Origin of the sequence: Bifidobacterium vansinderenii, assembly GCF_002234915.1 — a bacterium.
In the GTDB taxonomy this organism is placed as follows: domain Bacteria; phylum Actinomycetota; class Actinomycetes; order Actinomycetales; family Bifidobacteriaceae; genus Galliscardovia; species Galliscardovia vansinderenii.
On the sequence record NZ_NEWD01000029.1, the window covers coordinates 1 to 19,682 of the forward strand.

Annotated in this window: 14 protein-coding genes; 11 read left to right on the plus strand and 3 right to left on the minus strand. The window is 63.0% G+C overall.

Annotation, left to right across the window (positions count from 1 at the left end; translation table 11 throughout):
* Positions 1-223, minus strand: a 223-nt coding sequence (locus Tam10B_RS13615; RefSeq protein WP_233133690.1) for a hypothetical protein, incomplete at its 3' end; no start/stop codon positions are given.
* Positions 224-610: 387 nt separating this feature from the next.
* On the opposite strand from Tam10B_RS13615, the gene dnaN reads away from it, so the two are divergent.
* The 6 genes from dnaN to Tam10B_RS09935 all read left to right on the plus strand — a co-directional run bounded on the left by dnaN (position 611) and on the right by Tam10B_RS09935 (position 10,208).
* Positions 611-1,735: a DNA polymerase III subunit beta gene (gene dnaN, locus Tam10B_RS09910; RefSeq protein WP_093961091.1), complete on the plus strand. Its 1,125-nt coding sequence runs from the start codon at positions 611-613 to the stop codon at positions 1,733-1,735.
* 175 nt (positions 1,736-1,910) lie between these two features.
* Positions 1,911-3,389: a DNA replication/repair protein RecF gene (gene recF / locus Tam10B_RS09915; RefSeq protein ID WP_093961092.1), complete on the plus strand. Its 1,479-nt coding sequence runs from the start codon at positions 1,911-1,913 to the stop codon at positions 3,387-3,389.
* Complete coding sequence (locus tag Tam10B_RS09920) at positions 3,386-3,892, plus strand: DUF721 domain-containing protein (RefSeq protein ID WP_093961093.1); 507 nt, start codon at positions 3,386-3,388, stop codon at positions 3,890-3,892. Before recF ends, Tam10B_RS09920 begins: the two co-directional genes overlap by 4 nt.
* Positions 3,893-4,326: 434 nt before the next feature.
* Positions 4,327-6,402, plus strand: a complete 2,076-nt coding sequence (gyrB, locus tag Tam10B_RS09925; protein WP_408606660.1) for a DNA topoisomerase (ATP-hydrolyzing) subunit B — start codon at positions 4,327-4,329, stop codon at positions 6,400-6,402.
* A 189-nt stretch (positions 6,403-6,591) separates the two neighbouring features.
* Positions 6,592-9,234 (plus strand): DNA gyrase subunit A, encoded by a 2,643-nt coding sequence (gene gyrA, locus Tam10B_RS09930; RefSeq protein WP_093961094.1) that lies wholly within the window; start codon positions 6,592-6,594, stop codon positions 9,232-9,234.
* Positions 9,235-9,731: 497 nt separating this feature from the next.
* A complete protein-coding gene (locus Tam10B_RS09935; RefSeq protein ID WP_408606661.1) occupies positions 9,732-10,208 on the plus strand; it encodes a DUF3566 domain-containing protein in 477 nt (158 codons plus the stop codon).
* Between the two features lie 145 nt (positions 10,209-10,353).
* On the opposite strand, the gene Tam10B_RS09940 is transcribed toward Tam10B_RS09935, so the two are convergent.
* Positions 10,354-11,268, minus strand: coding sequence for a glucose-6-phosphate dehydrogenase assembly protein OpcA (locus Tam10B_RS09940; protein WP_093961096.1), 915 nt, complete (start codon positions 11,266-11,268; stop codon positions 10,354-10,356).
* Between the two features lie 54 nt (positions 11,269-11,322).
* The gene (zwf, locus tag Tam10B_RS09945) at positions 11,323-12,849 is read right to left on the minus strand and encodes a glucose-6-phosphate dehydrogenase (RefSeq protein WP_093961097.1); all 1,527 of its coding nucleotides are present in this window, start codon (positions 12,847-12,849) and stop codon (positions 11,323-11,325) included.
* 788 nt (positions 12,850-13,637) lie between these two features.
* Here zwf and Tam10B_RS09950 point away from each other — a divergent pair.
* From Tam10B_RS09950 to Tam10B_RS09970, 5 genes are all read left to right on the plus strand, one after another.
* Complete coding sequence (locus Tam10B_RS09950) at positions 13,638-14,804, plus strand: Ldh family oxidoreductase (protein ID WP_158214201.1); 1,167 nt, start codon at positions 13,638-13,640, stop codon at positions 14,802-14,804.
* A 74-nt stretch (positions 14,805-14,878) separates the two neighbouring features.
* Positions 14,879-15,538, plus strand: a complete 660-nt coding sequence (locus tag Tam10B_RS09955; RefSeq protein ID WP_093961099.1) for a GntR family transcriptional regulator — start codon at positions 14,879-14,881, stop codon at positions 15,536-15,538.
* 38 nt (positions 15,539-15,576) lie between these two features.
* A complete protein-coding gene (locus tag Tam10B_RS09960) occupies positions 15,577-16,206 on the plus strand; it encodes a TetR/AcrR family transcriptional regulator (RefSeq protein WP_093961100.1) in 630 nt (209 codons plus the stop codon).
* Between the two features lie 543 nt (positions 16,207-16,749).
* Entirely contained in the window at positions 16,750-18,078 is a 1,329-nt protein-coding gene (locus tag Tam10B_RS09965; protein ID WP_093961101.1) for an MFS transporter, read from the plus strand.
* A 67-nt stretch (positions 18,079-18,145) separates the two neighbouring features.
* Complete coding sequence (locus Tam10B_RS09970) at positions 18,146-19,489, plus strand: glycoside hydrolase family 30 protein (protein WP_093961102.1); 1,344 nt, start codon at positions 18,146-18,148, stop codon at positions 19,487-19,489.
* The last annotated feature ends 193 nt before the right edge of the window (positions 19,490-19,682 follow it).

Genomic DNA, 19,682 nt, shown 5'->3' on the forward strand with positions numbered 1-19,682 from the left:
GGTCTACAACTACGTGAACGAGCTGACGGGCCGAATCAAGCGGCATAGCAATCCGGGAATGGGGTGATTTCAGGGTAAACGTGCGGCCGTAGCCTGAGAAAGAAGGCCAGCGAAACGGATGATGAAAAGGAACGGCGGCAGCCTCACGGATTATCCACATTTTTGAGGTTTTGTCGTCGTTCAACACGCCGGCGGATTCCCAAAATCTTAGAAAGTTATCCACATAGTTATCCACTTCATTGGCGAAAGCCCGTGGATAACACTCGATTTTCCTGTGGAAAACCTGCGGATAAGCCGTTGATAAGTGGCCTCAAAATGTTGAAAAATCAAGGGTTCCTCTGCAACTGTGGATAACCCGGGTACTTATCCACATACCATTCGAAAGTTATCCACATTTCTGGAAAACTTTGAAAGCAAGCAACAGTAAGGACCAAACGAGTTATCCACATTATCCACAGGGCTTATTATTACGATTACTTGTTTATCTTCTTTAGATGACCATGATCGTCATAAGCAGACCTTGCCTTTGGGGATAACTCACCGACCGCACAGGTAGAATTGGGTTCATCAAGTTTTATCGTTCACCAACACGTTAGGGATAAGAATTCTTATGAAGGCAGAAGTCAACTCCGCGTCCCTCGCCGATGCAGTCGCATGGACCTCACGCGTGATTCCAGCACGTCCCGCAACTCCGATCCTCTCCGGCGTCAAGCTAGAGGCAATCGACGGAACGCTGCAGCTTTCGGCATTCGACTATGAGGTCTCCGCACGTCACCACATTGAGGCAGGCGTCGATGAGCCGGGAACGGCAGTGGTTCTGGGCAAGTTGCTTGCCGATATCGCCAAGAGTCTGCCGGCCGAGAAGGCATATCTGAGCACTGAGGGATCCAAGCTGACCGTGACGTCCGGAAAGTCGTCGTTCTCGCTGCAGCTTATGCCTGAGACCGAGTACCCGGATCTGCCGATCGTGCCGGCCAAGCTCGGTCAGGTCGATGCCAATGTCTTCGGCAATGCGATCACGCAGGCGTCGGTGGCCGTGGCCCGCGAGGAGAACCGTCCGGTGCTGACCGGTGTGAAGATGCAGTTCACGGGCGATCGCGTGGTGATGACCGCGACCGATCGTTTCCGTCTGTCTCGCGCCAGCTTCACTTGGACTCCGCAGGATCCCGAGCTCGACACGGTGGCGCTGGTGCGCGGTTCGCTGCTGCGTGATGTGGCGCGATCCCTTGATACGAGCCAGAATGTGGTGCTTGACTTCGACCAGGAGAAGCAGTCGCTGATGGGCTTCGAGAACGCCGGCCGTGTGTCCACCGCGCAGCTGATCGACGGCGAGTTCCCGGCGGTCGACCGTCTGTTCGCCGACGAGTATCCGATTCATGCGGTGCTCAACCGCGGCGATCTGATCGATGCGATCCGTCGAGTCTCCCTGGTGGCCGAGCGCAACGCCCCGATTCGCATGGTGTTCGCCGGAGACGAGGTGGTGCTCTCCGCCGGTGCCGCCGACGAGTCGCAGGCTACCGAGTCGCTGGCCGTGGATATGGATGGCGAGGAGATCACCGTGGCGTTCAATCCGAGCTACCTGGTCGACGGTCTGTCCGCGATCTCCGAACCGTACGTGCGCATGAAGATGACCACCGCCGTGAAGGCCGTGGAATTCAACGGGCAGAAGGAGGCCGACGGCGAGGAGTCGCTCGACTACCGTTACCTGCTCGTGCCTATGCGTTTCACCGACTGATCGCTTTCACTTCGTTGGGTGTAGNNGGCCGACGGCGAGGAGTCGCTCGACTACCGTTACCTGCTCGTGCCTATGCGTTTCACCGACTGATCGCTTTCACTTCGTTGGGTGTGACATGTAACATCGCGCCACACCCAACCAAACCAACCAAATTTCGAAAAAGGTAACATTTTTCATGTTCGTTTCTCGCTTAGCGTTGGATGACTTCCGTTCCTGGCATCAGCTCGTGCTCGATTTCGCGCCGGGACTGAACGTGCTGTTCGGTGCCAACGGCATGGGCAAGACGAACATCGTCGAGGCGATCGAAGTCCTCTCGACGGGCGGCAGCCATCGTGCCAACGGCTCGGTGCCGCTGGTCAAGGCCGGCGAGAAGACAGCCGTGATCCGCGCGAACGTGAACGAGACCGCGGCGGAGGTCACCGGCGTCGGCGCGGTCTCGAGGGCCGGCGCATCCGATGCGGAAACGGGCGACTCCCCCACCGAAACCGTTACCTACGAGGTGTCCATTCCGGTTCGCGGCGCCAATCGCGCCCGCATCAACTCCGGCAAGTCGCTGTACATGCGCGACGTGGTGGGCCGTGTGCCGTCGGTCACCTTCTCCCCCGAGGATCAGCGGCTAGTCTCCGCCGACCCCGCCACGCGTCGCGCGTTCCTCAATCAGTCGGCCAGCCAGTTGCGACTCGACTACTACGAGACGCTGCAGCGGTTCAATCAGACCGCCAAGCAGCGCTCCACGCTGCTGCGTCAGCTCAGCCAGCAGCAGATCGCCGGTCGTCCCGTGGACGCGGCGCTGAGCGGACTGGAGATCTGGACCGGGCAGTTCATCGAATCCGGTGTGGCGCTCACCCGCATGCGCCGGCAGATCGTGAAACAACTCAGCGAGCCGTTCTCGCGCATCTACCGCCAGCTGGCCGGCGATCGCAATCGGGTCCGACTGATCTATGCGCCGTCGTTCGAGGAGGTGCTGAGCATTCCGCAGGCGCTGGCGCAGGAGACGGATCATGTGTCAACGAACGTTGACAGCGATTTGCTTGGTGTCGCCGACTCTGGTAACGCCCCCGCCGGTAGCGGCGTCTCCCCCGATCTCGACATGCAGGTGCACGCGGCGATCAGCCGGCACTTCCAGCGCATCTACCCCGGCGAGGTGGCGCAGGGGCGGAACCTCATCGGACCGCATCGCGACGATCTGATCGTGGAACTCAACGGCATGACGGCGCGCGAATACGCGTCGAACGGCGAGATGTGGACGCTCGCGCTCGCCCTGCGCATGGCCGTGTTCGAGATGCTGTCCGCCGAACGGGGAACGACGCCGATCCTGATCCTGGACGATGTATTCGCCCAGCTCGACGACTCGCGGCGTCGTCAGATCGTTGATTTCGCAAGGAAGCAGAGCCAGGTGATCATCACCATGGCCGCGCGCGGCGATCTGCCGGACGGACTGGAGAACGGCGACGGCGATGCTGCCGACGGCTCCGGAAACGACGTGAACGGCGCGGTCAATCTGATCGACGTGGGTGAACTGGCAGAGCGCATGGAGGCCATGTTCGCCGTGCCCGACATCAGCCAGTTCATGACGAAGACGGATACGAACGGAGACGGGGCCGCTGGTGTTACGTCCCGTGAAACTGAGACCGGCAAGGGCACCGACCGATGAGCACCGCACCGATCGCCGAGATCCTCAAACTCGATCCGCGTCGACTCGAATCCGAGGTTTTTGAACGCTACACGCAGCGTGCCGCCGGCATCGCCAAGCGCAAGGAGCGCGCCGAGGAGGCGTGGCTGAACTTCGGCAAGCCCGGCCGTGACCCGAATACGCTCGGCGCGGTGCTCGCCGGCATCGCCAAGCGCGACCACTGGCGTCCGCATCTGATGATCGCGCAGCTCGGCCAGCACTGGGACCAGGTGGTGGGAGCCGGCATCGCACGGCACACGAGCGTGGCGTCGTACAACCGCGGCGTACTCACCATCCGCGCGGAATCGCCGGTCTGGGCCACGCAGCTCACGTACATGATCCCGCAGCTCAAGGAGAAGATCGCCTCGCGTCTGGAAGGCATGCCGATCGACCGCATCGTCGTCACCGGTCCCCGCGCCGACACCGTCCGCCACGGCTCCAACGACCGCCTCACCGGCCAATGGCGCCCCCGCGGCCGGTACTGAGGGTGAATTCGCAGTGTCAAATCCCCGTTATCGACGATTCGCAGCGCCAAACGGAGGAATTGGGGTGGAGGGAACTTCCGTTTCGCGCTGTGAAGAGCGGATTTCGGGTATTTGCCACTGTGAATCACGCAATATGGGCGGACGCGGTGCCGTCGATAGCGCAGGAAGTGAAGAGTGGGCGGATATTGCGGCGTAGAGGGGTGAGGGTCCTGAGATGGTAGTACCCTAATCTCAGTATGTAAAACGCGCGGAAGGCCCCATATTTCGAGATTTTGGGCATGGTGCCCTTAGGGGAAACCTCAAAACCTGTGGAAAACGTGAGAGCGGGCCCGTCGTGCGTCAGGGCTAGATGGAAAGGATAGTTGGTGGCAGACCAGACCCAGGATTCGCCCGAAGAAACCAACGAAGGCGTGCCAACGAACGCCGATCAGAACATTGACAATCCCGCCGGCGACGCCGCGGACGAGATCAGCGAAGCCGACATCAAGAACGGACAGCTTGACGACTCCCTCGCACCCCAGCACTACGACGCCAGCGACCTCAAGGTGCTCGAAGGCCTCGAGGCCGTGCGCATCCGCCCAGGCATGTACATCGGCTCCACCGGCCCGCGCGGCCTGCACCACCTCGTGTACGAGATCGTCGACAACTCCGTTGACGAGGCGCTCGCCGGATACGCCACGCATATCGAAGTGAGCATCCTGCCGGACAACGGCATCCGCGTGGTCGACGACGGCCGAGGCATCCCGGTCGACATCGTGCCGGGCGAGGGCATCTCCGGCGTCGAGACGGTCATGACCAAGCTGCACGCCGGCGGCAAGTTCGGCGGCGGCGGATACGCGGTCTCCGGCGGTCTGCACGGCGTGGGCATCTCCGTCGTCAACGCACTGTCCACCCGTGTGGACGTCGAAGTGCGCCGTCAGGGATTCCACTGGACCCAGACGTACATCGACCAGAAGCCGCAGGCCCGACTCAAGCAGGGCGCGGCCATGGGCCCCGACGAGCACACCGGCACGTCCGTGACGTTCTGGGCCGATCCGGCGATCTTCGAGACCACCGAATACGACTTCGAGACGCTGCGCTCGCGCTTCCAGCAGATGGCCTTCCTCAACAAGGGCCTGAAGATCTCGCTCACCGATCTGCGCACCGTGGACCAGGCCGGCGACGAGGTGACCGGCGAGGACTCCGAGACCCCGGTCGAGGAGCGCCACCAGAGCGTCACCTACCAGTACGTCAACGGCATCAAGGACTACGTGGACTACATGGTCAAGTCGAAGAAGGCCACGCCCGTGGTCGACGACGTGATCGACTTCGCCGCTGAGGACCTGAAGCTCGGCATCTCCGCCGAGGTCGCCATGCAGTGGACGAGCGCCTACTCCGAGTCCGTGCACACCTTCGCGAATACCATCTCCACCACCGAGGGCGGCACCCACGAGGAGGGCTTCCGCGCCGCGCTCACCACGCTCGTGAACCGCTACGCCCGCGAGAAGAACATCCTCAAGGACAAGGACGAGAACCTGTCCGGCGACGACGTGCGCGAGGGACTGACCGCCGTGGTGTCGGTGAAGCTCACCACCCCGCAGTTCGAGGGCCAGACCAAGACCAAGCTCGGCAACTCCGAGGCCAAGACGTTCGTGCAGCGCGTGATGACCGACAAGTTCGGCGACTGGCTCGACGCCAACCCCGCCGGCGCCAAGATGATCATCCAGAAGGGCATCGAGGCGTCCCGCGCCCGCATCGCCGCCAAGAAGGCCCGCGAATCGACTCGTCGCAAGTCCATCTTCGAGACCGCCGGTATGCCCGACAAGCTCAAGGACTGCCAGTCGAACAACCCCGAGGAATGCGAGCTGTTCATCGTCGAGGGTGATTCTGCAGGCGGTTCCGCCATCCAGGGCCGCAACCCGGAGACGCAGGCCATCCTGCCGCTGCGAGGCAAGATCCTCAACACCGAGCGTGCGTCGATCGACCGCATCATGAAGTCCGACACCATCGAATCGCTGATCACCGCGGTGGGCGGCGGCTACGGCGAGGACTTCGACCTGAGCAAGGTGCGCTACCACAAGGTCATCATCATGGCCGATGCCGATGTGGACGGCGCGCACATCGCCACGCTGAACCTGACGCTGTTCTTCCGCTACATGCGACCGATGATCACCGCCGGATACGTGTACGTGGCCATGCCGCCGCTCTACCGACTCAAGTGGACGCGCGGCGACCACGACTACGTGTACACCGACGCCGAGCGCGACGCCAAGCTCGCCGAGGGCAAGGCCGCGGGACGTCAGCTGCCCAAGGGCGAAGGCATCCAGCGCTACAAGGGTCTGGGCGAGATGACGTACCAGGAGCTGTGGGAGACGACCATGGACCCCGCGCACCGCATCCTCAAGCAGATCCACATCGAAGACGCGGCCGCCGCCGACGAGACGTTCTCCATGCTCATGGGCGACGACGTGGAACCGCGCCGACTCTTCATCCAGCGCAACGCGAAGGACGTTCGCTTTATCGATGCCTGATCGGCATCGATAAAGCGAACGTAGACGCCGGAGAAAGCTGAATGTCCGGTGGACATTCAGCCCGGCGTCCCGAGCGCTTCCGACGAAGCGCGAGGCCAGCCCAAACTTCTTTGGTTCCCCCTCGGCGAGGGGAGCCGAGCGAAACACGTCAGGGCCCGCACGGGTCCACATATGACAAAAGGACACTAATTGGCAGACGAAACCAACAGCAGCGGCAACGAGGCTGAGCAGAACGACGAGCGTGCCGAACGCTCGCTCGAGCCCACCAGCCCGCAGGCCGGAGAGAAGCTGGAACTCGACGAGAACCGCATCCAGCACACCGACATCCAGCAGGAGATGCGTCAGTCGTACCTCGACTACGCCATCTCCGTGATCGTGGAACGCGCCCTTCCGGACGTGCGCGACGGCATGAAGCCCGTGCACCGCCGCATCGTGTACGCGATGTACGACGGCGGCTACCGTCCCGATCGTGGCTATTCCAAGTGCGCGCGACCCGTCGCCGACGTGATGGGCAACTATCACCCGCACGGCGACGCCGCGATCTACGATTCGCTCGTGCGTATGGCCCAGCCGTGGTCCATGCGATACACGCTCGTCGACGGACAGGGCAACTTCGGTTCGGCCGGTGACGATCCGCCCGCGGCAATGCGTTACACGGAGTGCCGCATGATGCCGCTCGCCATGGAGATGGTGCGCGACATCGACAAGGACACCGTGGACTTCGTGCCCAACTACGACGGTCGCACGCAGGAGCCCACCGTGCTGCCTGCGCGCTTCCCGAACCTGCTCGCCAACGGTTCGTCCGGCATCGCCGTCGGCATGGCCACCAACATCCCTCCGCACAACATGCGCGAGCTGGGCGAGGCCGTGCACTGGGCGCTCGACCATCCGGACGCCAGCCGCGAGGAGCTGCTCAACGCGCTCATCGGCATCATCAAGGGACCGGACTTCCCCACCGGCGCGACGATCCTCGGCCACAAGGGCATCGAGCAGGCGTACCGCACCGGTCGTGGTCTGATCACCATGCGTGCCGTGGTGAACACGGAGGAGATCAAGGGCCGCATGTGCCTGGTGGTCACCGAGCTGCCGTATCAGGTGAACCCGGACCGTCTGGCCGCGTCCATCCGCGAAGGCGTGCGCGACGGCAAGATCCAGGGCATCGCCGACATGCGCGACGAGACGTCCGGCCGTACCGGTCAGCGACTCGTGCTCGTGCTCAAGCGCGACGCCGTGCCGAAGGTCGTGCTCAACAACCTGTACAAGCATTCGCAGCTGCAGCAGACGTTCGGCGCGAACATGCTGGCGCTGGTCGACGGTGTGCCGCGCACGCTCTCGCTCGACGCGTTCATCCGCCACTGGGTGAACCACCAGCTCGAAGTGATCGAACGCCGCACCCGCTACCTCAAGCGCGAGGCCGAGGAACGCGACCACATCCTGCAGGGCCTGCTCAAGGCGCTCGACGCGATCGAGGAGGTCATCCGACTCATCCGCTCCAGCCAGGGCCGTGAGGACGCCCGTCCGAAGCTGATGGAGTTCCTCGACATCGACCAGGTGCAGGCCGACGCGATCCTGTCCATGCAGCTGATTCGACTGGCCAACATGGAGGCGCAGAAGATCATCGACGAGCATGAGGAACTCATGCGCAAGATCGCCGACTACAACGACATCCTCGCCAAGCCGGAACGCCAGCGTCAGATCGTGGGCGACGAGCTCGACGAGATCGTCGACAAGTACGGCGACGAGCGTCGCACCAAGATCCTGCCGTTCAGCGGCGAGGTCAACATGGAGGATCTGATCGCCGAGGAGAACGTGGTGGTCACCGTCACGCACTCCGGCTACATCAAGCGCACCAAGGCCGACGAGTACCGCGCCCAGCACCGCGGCGGCAAGGGCATCAAGGGCGCCAAGCTGCGCGAGAACGACGTGGTGGACCACTTCTTCCTCACCAGCACGCACAACTGGCTGCTGTTCTTCACGAACGCCGGCCGCGTGTACCGCATCAAGGGATACGAGGTGCCGGAGGGCTCGCGCGACTCCAAGGGCTCGCACGTGGCCAACCTGCTGCAGCTGTCGCCCGACGAGAAGATCCAGCAGGTGCTGTCGATCCCGAACTACACGGTGGCCGACTACCTGGTGCTCGCCACGCGCAGCGGCAAGGTGAAGAAGACCCGTCTGGCCGACTACGATTCGCCGCGTCAGGGCGGCCTGATCGCCATCCGTCTCATGGAGAGCGAGGGTGACGACGGCGTGGTGGCCGACGAGCTCGTGGGCGCCAACCTGTGCAACGCGACCGACGACATCATCCTCGTTTCTCGCAAGGGCATGAGCCTCAAGTTCAAGGCCGACGACGAGCAGCTGCGACCCATGGGCCGTCAGACCGCCGGCGTGCAGGGCATGAAGTTCCGCGACGGCGACAGCCTGCTGGCCATGGACGTGGTGTCCGGCGACACCGACAAGGATCTGCTCGTGGTGACCGACGAGGGCTTCGCCAAGCGCACCGCGATCAGCGAGTACCGTCTGCAGGGCCGTAACGGCTTCGGCGTGAAGGCCATGCAGCTGGCCGAGGGCCGCGGTTCGCTGGTGGGCGCCGTGGTGGTGGCCGAGGACGATCAGATCATGGCCATCATGAAGTCCGGCAAGGTGATCCGCTCCGACGTGGCCGAGGTGAAGCGCACCGGCCGTAACACCCAGGGCGTCACGCTCGCCAAGCCCGACAAGGGCGACGAGATCATCTCCATCGCCCGCAACGAGGAGAAGGACGACGACGAGGAGTCGGAGGCCACCTCGGACGTGCAGCAGGCGCAGGATGCGGAGGCTCCGGCCGAGGCCTGACGTCATTCCTTAGGCTCCCCTCTCTGAGGGGAGCTGTCGGCATGGCCGACTGAGGGGAGTATTGGGCTTATAGCAAGTTGAGCCCTCCCCTCAGTCCGCCTTGCGGCGGCCAGCTCCCCTCCCTTGGAGGGGAGCCTGTGCCTCTTATTCTTGGCTCCCCTCTATGAGGGGAGCTGTCTGCGAAGCAGACTGAGGGGAGACCGGGTGATGAGTCAACGGTCTTACCCCCTATTTCCAGCCCCGCAAACGCACCGTGAGAAAACGGCAACGAAACGTGGGCGTTCCAATCGTCACGTCCCAAAAGGCTGGTAACCTCGGGGCAGCAGCAGGCAGCGCCGATCGACGATCGCGCTGCGACATTGCGTTAGCGAATTCCCAAAGGAGATTCAATGAGCGACGAACAGTCAGTGCCACAGGAGGAGACCGTGGCCGAGGCTCAGCCGGTGCAGCCGGGGCATCGTACGTCCCGCTCCGCGGCGTCTTCCCCCAAGCCGCTGATCAGCGAGGAGCAGGTGGCCGAGCATGAGGCCGGCGCCGAACCCGCTCCCGCGGCGTTCAAGCCCGCCGGCAGGCCCGCCAAGTCCAAGAACGAGCGCAAGTCCAGCGTTCCGCGCGCCCGTCGCATGAAGCTTTCCCTCACCAAGATCGACCCGTGGTCGGTCACCAAGGTGTCGTTCCTGCTGTCCATCGCCGGTGCGCTGATCCAGGTGATCGCCGTGGCCCTGATCTGGCTGCTGCTCAACTCCATCGGTCTGTTCGACAACATCACGCAGATCGTCTCCACCACCGGTCTCGACAGCGGCGGTCTTGACATCGCCAGCTTCTTCGGCATCGTCAAGGTGCTGAGCGCCGTGACGATCTTCTCGATCTTCGAGATCGTGCTGGTCACCGTACTCGCCACCATCGGCGCGTTCCTGTACAACGTGGTGAGCTCGCTTGTGGGCGGTGTGCACCTGACGTTGGGTGACGACTGATCTGTCGTATACGTAGATAGATAGCGTAAGGGCCTTTCCGAATATCTCGGAAAGGCCCTTACTTTTTGGTTGTCAGCCCTCCCTCAGTCGCGCAGGGCGCGACAGCTCCCTCCCTTGGAGGGAGCACAAAGGGTGGGCGGGACGGTCAGTAGTGGTCGACCATTTTCCAGCCGTGGGTGATGACCTCGGCGTACTCCTCGTCGGGGTCGAGGCGTCGCAGTTCCTCGCTCAGGCACTCGACCATGGAACGACGCGGCAGTGAGATGCGCTGCTCGGCCTGGCCCGGCTGGCTGATGATCGCCGTGGTATCCTCGCCGCGTTCCAGGCTGGTTACGCCGTCCTCACGGTGGAAGTACACGCCGATCAGCGTATCCTGCTCCGTGCGTTCGATGCGCGTCGGCGCCTTGAGCGCCACGGCCAGCCAGGAGGCCACCAGATCCACGCACAGACGGTTGCCGCCACGCACCACCACGGACTCGACGGGCAGGTACGGCGGCTGGTCGAGCATGGACGCGAGCACGCCGCGCCACACGGTCAGGCTCGTCCACGACATGTCGGTGTCTCGCGGCGACCAGTTGGCGCGCAATGCGGTGAACAGCGCCTCCGGATTCGGGGACTCCATCGCATCGGTCACACGGCTGGTGGCCATGCGTCCGATCGGGTCCTCGGCCAGATTCTCCGGGGCCTTGCCCGGCCACCACGCCACGATCGGCGAATCGGGCACCAGCAGCGGAATCACCAACGTGTCGAGATGACGGGTCAGGCCGTTCGTCGGTCGCAGCACGATCACCTCGCCCGCGCCGGCGTCGGCGCCGAAGCGCACCTGCGCGTCAAGACGGGATTCGCTGATCTCCGGGTGCGCGACCAGTGCGATCACGCGGCACGGATGCTCGCGGCTGGCGGTGTTGGCCGTCTCCACCACGTCTTCCAGATGATCCTCGTCGGTGGAGATCAGCAGTGTGAGCACACGGCTCTGCGCGGACTCGCCGCGCTCCTTATGCAGCTGGTCGATACGGCGCGAGATCTCGGCCGTGGTGCTGTTCGGCAGTTCAACGATCATTGTTCGCTCCTCGTTTCGTTCTCATGCATGTCTTGCGTTGCGGCGGATCGTCGATCACGGCAGTCGCCAGGCGCGGCCGTCGGCGGCGAGCATCTCGTCGGCCTCGGCCGGACCCCACGTGCCGGCGCGGTACTGCTGCGGCTGGCCGAGCGTGGACCAGTACTCCTCGATCGGGTCGAGGATGCGCCAGCTGAGCTCCACCTCCTTGGTGGTCGGGAACAGCGGCGGATCGCCGAGCAGCACGTCGAGAATCAGTCGTTCGTACGCCTCGGGGGATGCCTCGGTGAAGGAGCTGCCGTAGCTGAAGTCCATGTTCACGTCGCGCACCTCCATGGCGGTGCCCGGCACCTTGGCGCCGAATCGCAGCGTCACGCCCTCGTCGGGCTGCACGCGGATCACCACGGCGTTCGAGCCGAGCTCACGCGTGGCGGTGGACTCGAACGGCAGATGCGGGGCGCGCTTGAACATCACGGCGATCTCGGACACGCGCTTGCCGAGGCGCTTGCCGGTACGCAGGTAGAACGGCACGCCGGCCCAGCGGCGGGTGTCCACGTCGAGGCGGATGGCCGCGTACGTCTCGGTGGTGGACTTCGGGTCCACGCCATGCTCCTCGAGGTATCCGACCACCTTCTCGGAGCCCTGCCAGCCGCCCGCGTACTGGCCGCGCGCGGTGTGATGGCTCAGATCCTTGGGCAGGCGCACGGCGGAGAGCACCTTGGTCTTCTCGGCGGCCAGATCGGCGGCGGAGAACGAGACCGGCTCCTCCATGGCGGTGAGCGCGAACAGCTGCAGCAGGTGGTTCTGGATCACGTCTCGCGCGATGCCGATGCCGTCGAAGTAGCCGGCGCGCGAACCGATGCCGAAGTCCTCGGCCATGGTGATCTGCACGTGGTCCACGTAGTTCGCGTTCCACACCGGCTCGAACATCATGTTCGCGAAGCGCAGGGCGAGCAGGTTCTGCACGGTCTCCTTGCCGAGATAGTGGTCGATGCGGAACACCGAGTTCGGGTCGAACACCTCGGACACCACGCGGTCGAGCTCCTGGGCGCTGGCCAGATCATGACCGAACGGCTTCTCGATGATCACGCGACGCCATGCGCCCTCCGGCGACTTGGCCAGACCGGACGCGGCGAGCTGACGGGACACCACGGGGAACGCGCTCGGCGGCACGGACATGTAGAACGCGTGGTTGCCGCGGGTGCCGCGATCGCGGTCGAGTTCGGAGACGGTGTCCGACAGGCGGGTGAACGCGGCGGCGTCGTCGAACGCGCCGGAGACGAAGCGCAGGCCGGACGCGAGCTGCGCGAACGTGGCCTCGTTGAACGGGGTGCGGCAGCGGGCGCGCACGCACTCCTCCACGTAGTTGGTGAAGTGCTCGTCGGTCCAGTCGCGGCGGCCGAAGCCGATCAGCGCGAAGCCGGCGGGCAGCAGGCCGCGGTTGGTCAGATCATAGACCGCGGGCAGCAGCTTCTTCTTGGCGAGGTCGCCGGTCACGCCGAAGATGACCAGCGAGCACGGGCCCGCGATGCGGGGCAGACGCAGATCATGCGGATTGCGCAATGGGTTGGTGAAGTCTGGCATGACTCTCCTCCTTGAAAGCGAATGATGGCCGCTGCGTTGATTCAACACGGGCGTGGCTTCTGTCTAACAGAATCCACGCCGGTCGAATAGTCTGTTGCCGGGGTTTGGACGGTGACCGTCCCAAGCCGGCATGCGCCGAGCAGTCCGATATGCGTGCGCGTATCGGAGTATCTCATACGTGGCGGGTGTTCGCTGGGTTGGATGGTTCGATGTTCGGTTATGGTTCGTTTGGTTCAGTTGTACTGGTCTCGGTCGTGCTGCGACGTCGGTCATATTGTCTTGCCGGGCCGGCCGATCATGCGGGCCGCATGCTCCGATCGTGTCCGTTTCCATGAACGACGGCGTATGCCGACGCTGACGCGATCGACATGTCGATGATTGATCGAAGTCGTACGTGAAGCTGGGGCATGGATCATGTGGCTCGGACGGCTTCTGGCCCCCTAAGTGCATAAAGATACTACGAATCCGACCGTGATGGGAGGGATGATCCACGGTATGGAGGCCTTATTTGCTGCGGGCGATATCGGTGTATGGTGCGTGACATCTGCGGCGGGATGTGCGGGGTGGTGCCGCGGGGTGTATGGAGCGGCGCGGTGGGGTGTACGGAACGGAAGTGGTGGGGCGTGCGGAGATTTGCGTCATGCAACTGGTGGAAACGTTTCGTGTGTGCGAATGTCGTCGGGAATATGCTATATCCAACCGATATATCGGTTGGGAACTGTGGAAAGACCGCGGTCGCAACCGATCGATTGACGACGATAATCAAGGTTTTTCAAAGGAGAACAGCCATGAGCGTTGCACAGATGACCAGACCGACGATGAACGTGACCGTGCAGTCGAACATCGATGACGGACCGGCCGAGTCAGCGGCGGATCGCCATCGATACGATGCGCACGCGCTGCGCGATCTGACCAGCAGGATCGTACAGGGCTACGGACTGAGCGCGCACGACGGCGACGTGGTGGCCGACGTGCTCTCGTTCGCCGACACCCATGGCATCGACTCGCACGGCCTGCAGCGATTCCAGCTCTACGATGCGCAGATGGGCAACAAGATCGACCCGGCCGCGCAATCCGAGATCGTGGTCGATACGCCGGTGAGCACCGTGATCGACGGACACCGACGCATGGGGCAGCTCAACGGCCGGCAGGCCATGGACATGACCATCGCCAAGGCCAAGAAGACCGGCATGGCCATCGCCGCGGTCCGCCACTCCTGCCACTACGGTGCCGCCGGATACTACGCCAACCTGGCCGCCGAACAGGGGCTCATCGGCTTCTCCGTGACCAACACCGAACCCGCCGTCTACCCGCTGTACGCCAACGACGTATGGCTGGGCACCAACCCCATCGCCTGCGCGATCCCCACGCGGCCGCACGCGTTTTTCTTCGACGCGAGCACGTCCGTGGTGGCGTACGGCAAGGTGGAGCTCTACTCCAAGCAGCGCAAGGATCTGCCGGCTGCATGGGTGGTGGACCCGAACAACCAGCCGATCCACGACTCCACCGACGCGCTCGGCCGGCTCATGCGCTACGACAACGAGGCCGGACTGCTCGCCACCGGCGGCAACAGCGAATACACGGGCGGGCACAAGGGGTACGGATTCTCCGTGCTTGTGGAGTTCTTCTCCGGCATCGTCTCGCAGGGCGCGACCACCGACCGCACGGCGGTGGGAGATCCGGTGGAGGGCATCAGCCACGGATTCATGGCGATCGATCCGCGCATCTTCGGCGATGCCGACACGATCCTGCGCAACTTCTCCGAATACCTCGATCAGATCCGCGCCCTGCACGCCGTGCCGGGCAAGCGCATCTACGTGCACGGCGACAAGGAGGCCGAGGCGTACGAGGACCGCATGACGAACGGCGTGCCGCTGTACCACAAGACCGTGGCGGAGCTGCGGGGCATCTGCGACAGGCTCGGCATCTCGTACGCGGGCGTGCTGGACCACTGAGGAAAGAAGACTCGCTCGTATACTGAGAGGTCGGATATTTGCGGGATCGGTAACCGAGTGAGGCGGGCGGAATCATGGCGGAAAGCAAGCGCGACCGGGCGTACAACTACCTGCGCGAGCAGATCGTGCTGTGCCGCATCAAGCCGGGCGAGGCGCTGGACGAGAAGCGTGTGGCCGCAGAGCTCGGCTTCAGCCGCATGCCCGTGCGAGAGGCGGTGAACAAGCTCGCCGAAGAGCATCTGGTGAGCATCTTCCCCTCGCGCGGCGTGATCGTCAACCAGATCTCGCTGGCCGACTTCCAGGAGATGCTCGATGTTCGTTTGCTCATCGAACCATATCTGCTGCATCTGGCGATGCCGCGCGTGGAACGTTGCGATCTTGAGGAATTCCGGGCCGCGATGATTGCGCGCATCGACAATCCCGAAGTCGAGGCCGACTCGTTCGGGCATGACTTCGACTACACGTTCCACATGTACTTCGCGCACAAGGCCGGCAGTCGATACCTGACTTCTCTGATGAGCACGCTCATGACGCAAAGTCAGCGCATCCGGTTCTTCTCGGCCGTGGCGCCCGAACGCATCACCGAATCGTACCGGGAGCATGTGGCGATCATCGACGCCGTGCTCGCCGGGGATGAGGCGGCGGCCGCGGCGGCCATCCGGGTGCATCTCGACAACACCCGTGAAGGCTATCTGCGCATCTCCCGAACCCAGGAGAGCTTCTTCCGCGCGTAGGCGGGGGCGAACGGTTTCGGTGCGGTAGTGTGGTGCGCATGGCTGAGGCAAGGAAAAAGAAGATCCGCAAGTCCCCCGAGGAGCGTCGGGCGGAGATCGAGCAGGCGGCCGTCAGGCTCATCGGCGAACGTGGCTACAACGGCATCTCGCTCAAGGACGTGGCCGACGAGGTCGGTATCAGCCAGCCGGGGCTGCTGCACTACATCGGCAACAAGGAAGGGCTGCTGTCGCTGCTGATCACCGACGTCTACGACACGTCGGGCTCGCCCGAGGACTTTCTGGAATCCGGCCTGCCGGGAAGCGATCCCGAAGCGCCCCACTTCCCCGCCTACCTGCGCTATCTGGTGCGGCATAACGCCACGCGACGCGCCATGGTGCAGCTGTATATGGTGCTGGAGACCGAGTCGTTCAATGAATCGCATCCGATGCATGAATACTTCAGGGAACGTCCGGCCAGCGTGTGGGAGCATTATTCACGCTATCCGTGGAAGCTGCCGCCCGAGGTCGGCGACTGGGAGAACATGCGACAGACCGTGCGCATGGTGACCGAGATCATGGACGGCATCCAGCTGCGCTGGCTGCGTGAGCCGCCGATCGACTATTACGACGAATGGCTGTCGTTCGAGCGACTGCTGTTCCCATCGCCGGTGTGGGACTCGTATCGGTAGGCGGGTGTGCCGGACGGGCGGAGAGTTGAGGCATCGGCTGAGGCCGATGCCGTTTTTTTATTTGTCACCTCATCAGTCGACTGTCGTCGACAGCTTCCCCTCGAGGGGAAGCCGGCATTATGCGCTTCACGTCTCCGGCCGCAGGCCGGGCTTCCCCTTGAGAGGAAGCTGTCAGCGAAGCTGACTGATGAGGTGATTATGCTCCAATATTGAGTAGATATCGAATTGCAGTTAGATATATAATATCACGCTGTTTTCTAGCAATTATTTGCCATATATCGTTGCTATATCAACGATTTATACACACTAATACACTCTATGTCGCTTTATTTATCCATTTGACATACTATCTTGGCGTGTCGTATAGTATGCTTATCTAATGAACGTTCGATAAACATTGCGAACAAGCAAAGGCGAAGGTTGCCGGTCGGACGTTCGGACGTCATACGCGCGCCGCAGACGCGCTGAGCACATGTCGGTCCGTCAAGGAAGACACGGAAGACTGAAGAACAAACAAGGTCGTTTAGAAAGGCTCGAATTCAAATGGCCGCAACCGCAACCCTGTCCAAGGAAGAACGGCTCGCCGCGCACAACGCCGCGATCGCCGCCGCCGACAAGGATCCCTCACTCTCCCCCGAAACCGGCAAGCCGGTCTCCAAGTCCACGCTGTTCCGCTTCGGCGCCGGATTCCTGGTGTTCGGCATCCTGTGGATGAGCGGTCTTGGCATCGTCTCCTCGGTGCTGCTGCCCGAACACTACAAGGCCATTGAAGGCGCCGACCCCGAGGCTCTGGTCGGCATCGTCAACTCGTTCACCGCTGTCGCGTCGCTGGTCTCCAACCTGCTGTTCGGCAACTTCTCCGACCGTTCCCGCTCCCGCTTCGGCCGCCGCACCCCGTGGATCGTGTTCGGTGCGTTCCTCGGCGGCGTCATGCTGTTCCTCACCGGCACCACGCACAACGCCGTGCTGCTCATCATCTTCTACTGCGCCTGCATGTTCGGCCTCAACTGCATGATCGCCCCGCTGGTCGCCATTCTCTCCGACCGTGTGCCCTCCGGCGTGCGCGGCACCATGAGCGCCTTCTATGGTGCCGGCTCCACCATCGGCGCACCCATCGGCACCATGATCGGCGCCCTGTTCATCACCAACCTGATCCCCGGCTTCGCCGTCGCCGGCGTGCTCATGTTCCTTGGCGGCGCGGTCGCCGTGATCATCATGCCGCGCGAACAGTCCGCCGACTACCTGCCCAAGGAGGAAAGCTCCGTCAAGGACGTTCTCGCAAGCTTCCGCCCGCCGAAGTTCTCCACCGCCCACGACTTCTACAAGGCGTTCGCAGGCCGCTTCTGCATGCTCGTCAGCTACCAGATGATCAACGTGTACCAGCTGTACATCATCCAGAACTACATCGGCCAGAGCGTGAAGCAGTCCGCCGTCACGATTTCCGTGGTCTCCTCGATCATCATGGTCGTCTCGCTCGTCGGCTCGTTCATCTCCGGCCCGGTCTCCGATCTCATCGGTCGCCGCAAGGTGCCCGTCATCGTCGCATCCGTGCTGTTCGCCGTCGGCATCGCCATGCCGTGGATCTTCCCCTCCTCGATGGGCATGTACCTGTTCGCCGGCATCGCCGGTCTCGGATACGCCGTCTACTCCGCCGTCGATCAGGCGCTGCTCGTCGACGTGCTGCCGAACAAGGAGGAGGCCGGCAAGGATCTCGGCATCCTCAATCTGGCCACCACACTCGGCCAGATGTGCGGACCGATCATCATGAGCGCCATCGTGGTGAACGCCGGCTACTCGTTCGCCTTCCCGGTCTCCATCGCGCTGGCCATCATCGGCTGCTTCTTCATCCAGATCATCAAGGGCGTCAAGTAGACCGCAACCGCTCGTCACCCGCCGCCAAAATCACCCATCGGACATCCACGAAAGGAAACGAACGATCATGACCACATGGATCGCCACCACGCAAAACGACAAACTCGTCGACCGCAGCGCCGACGTCAAGCACACCAACGCCACCGCCGCGTTCGATCTCACGCTCGACGGCACCGAACACCAGACGCTGCGCGGCTTCGGCGGCTGCTTCAACGAACTCGGCTGGCTGCCGCTGCAGACCGTGACCGGCGAGGAACGCGACCAGATCATCAAGGAACTGTTCAGCCCCGACGAAATGAACTTCACGTTCAACCGTGCACCCGTCGGCGCCAACGACTTCGCCGACCACTGGTACAGCTACGACGAGGTCGAAGGCGACTACGAGATGGAGCACTTCTCCGTGGAACGCGACGAGCAGACGCTCATTCCCTACATCCATCGCGCGCAGGAATGGCAGCCGAACATGCAGCTGTTCTCCAGCCCGTGGAGCCCGCCCACGTGGATGAAGCGCCCCAAGGCCTACAACTACGGCCGTCTGGTGCAGACCCCGGAAAACCTCGCCGCATACGCCAAGTATCTGGTCAAGTACGTGCAGGCGTACGCCGAGCATGGCATCGACGTGACCCAGCTGCATGTGCAGAACGAGGTGTTCGCCGACCAGAAGTTCCCGAGCGCCCTGTGGGATTCCGACGCGCTCAAGACGTTCATCCGCGACTACCTCGGCCCCGCGTTCGAAGAGGCCGGACTGAACACCGACATCTGGCTGGGCACGCTCAACGGCCCGGAAGACATGGCGTGGACCGGCGGCGGCTACGGCATGAAACTCAACAACTACAACCGCTTCGTCGACAACATCCTCTTCGATGAGGGCGCGCGCCGGTTCATCAAGGGCATCGCCTACCAGTGGGCCGGGCAGAACTGCATCGCCCGCACGCACGAATCATGGCCGGAGATCGAACTCATCCAGTCCGAATCCGAATGCGGCGACGGACAGAACACGTGGGAGTACGCGGAATACGTCTTCCACCTGATCAACCACTATCTGCGCAACGGCGCCACCGCCTACACCTACTGGAACATGATCCTCGACGATCAGGATTCCACATGGGGCTGGTGGCAGAACTCGCTGTTCACCATCACCGCCGACACGCACGAGGTGCGTCGCAACCCCGAATACTACGTGATGCGCCACTTCTCGAAGTACGTGAAGCCCGGCGCCACGGTGCTCGGCACCACCGGACACTTCAACTCCATGGCCATCGCCTTCCGCAACCCGGACGGCACGATCGCCGTGGTGGCGCAGAACGCGCTCGACTACGAGATGCCGTTCACGTTCGCCGATCCCGCCGACGCTTCGCGCGGATTCGAGGTCACCCTCGCCCCGCGGTCGTTCAACACGTTCGTGCTGTGAGGCGGGGCTGGTTCACGATTTGAGGGGGTCTTCGGATCGTGAACCAGACCTGGCGTGGCCTCCCATGGAATGCGGACTTTTCCGGTGACGTGAAAGCGTTAGGATTTCAAGGAAAAGCGAGAAGCCGCCGATGAGCGGCTTTGGGAGAGGCCGGTTCACGATTTGAGGGGGTCTTCGGATCGTGAACCGGAAA

What these genes read in the sequence shown, in the direction of transcription:
- dnaN (WP_093961091.1), top strand. Translation starts at nt 611, where the DNA reads ATGAAGGCAGAAGTCAACTCCGCGTCCCTCGCCGATGCAGTCGCATGG.
- Tam10B_RS09960 (WP_093961100.1), top strand. Translation starts at nt 15,577, where the DNA reads ATGGCTGAGGCAAGGAAAAAGAAGATCCGCAAGTCCCCCGAGGAGCGT.
- Tam10B_RS09940 (WP_093961096.1), bottom strand. Translation starts at nt 11,268, where the DNA reads ATGATCGTTGAACTGCCGAACAGCACCACGGCCGAGATCTCGCGCCGT.
- Tam10B_RS09950 (WP_158214201.1), top strand. Translation starts at nt 13,638, where the DNA reads ATGAGCGTTGCACAGATGACCAGACCGACGATGAACGTGACCGTGCAG.
- Tam10B_RS09965 (WP_093961101.1), top strand. Translation starts at nt 16,750, where the DNA reads ATGGCCGCAACCGCAACCCTGTCCAAGGAAGAACGGCTCGCCGCGCAC.
- Tam10B_RS09920 (WP_093961093.1), top strand. Translation starts at nt 3,386, where the DNA reads ATGAGCACCGCACCGATCGCCGAGATCCTCAAACTCGATCCGCGTCGA.
- Tam10B_RS09970 (WP_093961102.1), top strand. Translation starts at nt 18,146, where the DNA reads ATGACCACATGGATCGCCACCACGCAAAACGACAAACTCGTCGACCGC.
- zwf (WP_093961097.1), bottom strand. Translation starts at nt 12,849, where the DNA reads ATGCCAGACTTCACCAACCCATTGCGCAATCCGCATGATCTGCGTCTG.
- Tam10B_RS09955 (WP_093961099.1), top strand. Translation starts at nt 14,879, where the DNA reads ATGGCGGAAAGCAAGCGCGACCGGGCGTACAACTACCTGCGCGAGCAG.
- recF (WP_093961092.1), top strand. Translation starts at nt 1,911, where the DNA reads ATGTTCGTTTCTCGCTTAGCGTTGGATGACTTCCGTTCCTGGCATCAG.